Origin of the sequence: Bacillus sp. SRB_331 (genome assembly GCF_003264175.1) — a bacterium.
GTDB classification, from domain to species: domain Bacteria; phylum Bacillota; class Bacilli; order Bacillales; family Bacillaceae_G; genus Bacillus_A; species Bacillus_A mycoides.
In genome coordinates, this window is the sequence record NZ_NADV01000087.1 from 1 (window position 1) to 2,025 (window position 2,025).

2 protein-coding genes are annotated in these 2,025 nt (G+C 31.7%); both read right to left on the reverse strand.

Translation table 11 applies throughout. From position 1 onward, the window contains the following. Positions 1-54: 54 nt before the first annotated feature. Positions 55-417: a hypothetical protein gene (locus B5P42_RS31195; protein ID WP_113736063.1), complete on the reverse strand. Its 363-nt coding sequence runs from the start codon at positions 415-417 to the stop codon at positions 55-57. Between the two features lie 40 nt (positions 418-457). Continuing rightward, positions 458-1,057: an undecaprenyl-diphosphatase gene (locus tag B5P42_RS31200; protein ID WP_113736060.1), complete on the reverse strand. Its 600-nt coding sequence runs from the start codon at positions 1,055-1,057 to the stop codon at positions 458-460. Positions 1,058-2,025: the final 968 nt, after the last annotated feature.

A 2,025-nucleotide genomic window follows, 5' to 3' on the forward strand; every position in this document is an offset into this window, starting at 1 on the left:
AGGTATGTTTACATAAAATCCGTTATCGGAAGTAATATATTGATAGGTCAATATTTACAAATCTTTTATATGTTTTCTAATATCTGCGGCTACTTTGGTAGGATCATCAATCTCAAAAAAGACATACTTATATTTTTCATGACCTTTTAATTCAATCATTACGAGAGGGACTCTATTTTCACAAGAGAGAAAGTACCATTCATCAGCGTATTTAAAACTTCCTTCAAAAATATTGAGAGGAGAAATTGATGTTCCAGGCATACGAAGCATCCATTGTGGAGGATTAAAATAGTCAACATACACACTCTTGATCGTGTTATAAGGCATTTTTAATTTTAGTTTTAATGCAAGTAATCCTGTTATCCCATTTAGTTTTAGAATCAGACTTTCATTATCAAACAATATTTCTTTCCCCATAATTCCCCCACTTTTCACGTTAACTTTTATACTTGTATACTCAAAATCCCTTTGATTTGTTTTTGGATGGTAAAACATGTTTCTCTACTCTTTCATATAGAGTAAGCAATTGCTTGATAAAAGAAAATTTCGGTACTAACCAATACGAAAATAACGCTGAAACACATCCTATTAAAGCCCCTATTACAACATCAAAAGGATAATGAACTCCTACCCAAATACGAGAGATCGCTACACAAAATGCAAGTATAAGCCATAACCATCCAGTCTTTTTACGAACAAGCCAAAATGAAAAACAAATCGAAAAAAAGAGAATCGTATGGTCACTAGGAAATGAATTATCTACAGCATGGTCGACAAGTTTATTAACATCAGGCAATACTGCAAACGGTTGATAATTCAAATGAAATTTCCCTGCTATTTTTCCAATTACCTCAGCAATCACAAAAGCAACCATCGCTTGAATAACCATCATCCTACTTTTTCTAGACCCGGTAAACCAATAAGCTATAATAATTAAACCAAGAATATATACCATATATTCTGCCAAAAATATCATGGCTGAATTTAGGAATGAATATTGTTTACCTAAATCATTAATTGCTCGAAAAATATCAATATTGAATTGAGAAAAAGACATTTTCAAATTCCTCCTTCTTTTTTTCACTATAATAAAAAAAGAAAAAGGAAAACATCGAACTTTCTTACAAACATTCGTGCATTCTTACAGTTTTGTCATTTTTCTCGTCATTTTGTAAATGTGTTCATCGCCTTGTCTTTCGCTATTTTCTTTGGAAAACATGGTGAATTACGAGAAAGAGCGCTACAGACAACTTAACAGTAAGAAGTCGATTATCTCTTAGCGTACAGGAAATCGGCTTTTTCTTTATGAAATTTTGCTTAGCGTACGAAATTTGCGCTTTGTTGATGCTACCGCTTATTGCAAACAATACAGACAGCATAATATCTCTCCCTTTTTCCTAATTGTACCATTTAGAAAGAGTAATAAGGTGCTGAAAGTTGGATGTATATTATATACATACTCAGTTAACATAACGCATCATTATTGGTAGCAAGGACAAGGAGGAATCTTACCCTTACAAGGGAACCTCCTTTCTTTGTTCTATCGACCTATGCATTTTTTATACATTCCTATCCTGGCATGGTTTTAGGGTTCTTCTTTGTTATTGGATTAGCCGAAAAACTGTATAAAATCTTGCATGCTCTTATCGTAGTTTTTTTCCGAAATGTTAGCGGTATCCCTAATAACATTTACTATCCGTCAATCCGAAGAACAAAAAGAACTTGTAGGAATCCTACAAGTTCTTTTTAGTTTCAGGTGAATATACGGGACAAACAAACTATCATCATAGAAACTACAGGGGTAATGCTATGATATGTTTATTATATAACAAATATTGACATCCAGAGATTTTATTTTTGAAAATTATGCGAATTAAGAAAACAGAGTGGTATATCGTTTTCTCTTCCTAAAAAATGCATTTAGTTATTTTGTATAAATAACTTTAAATTAACATCTACATCATAATAAATTAATCAAAATATAAATATAGGTAAATAGAGAAGAATGTAGGATTCTTACAGAAA

Excerpts from the sequence above, each read along its gene's own strand:
- B5P42_RS31195 (WP_113736063.1), bottom strand. The coding sequence starts at position 417 with ATGGGGAAAGAAATATTGTTTGATAATGAAAGTCTGATTCTAAAACTA.
- B5P42_RS31200 (WP_113736060.1), bottom strand. The coding sequence starts at position 1,057 with ATGTCTTTTTCTCAATTCAATATTGATATTTTTCGAGCAATTAATGAT.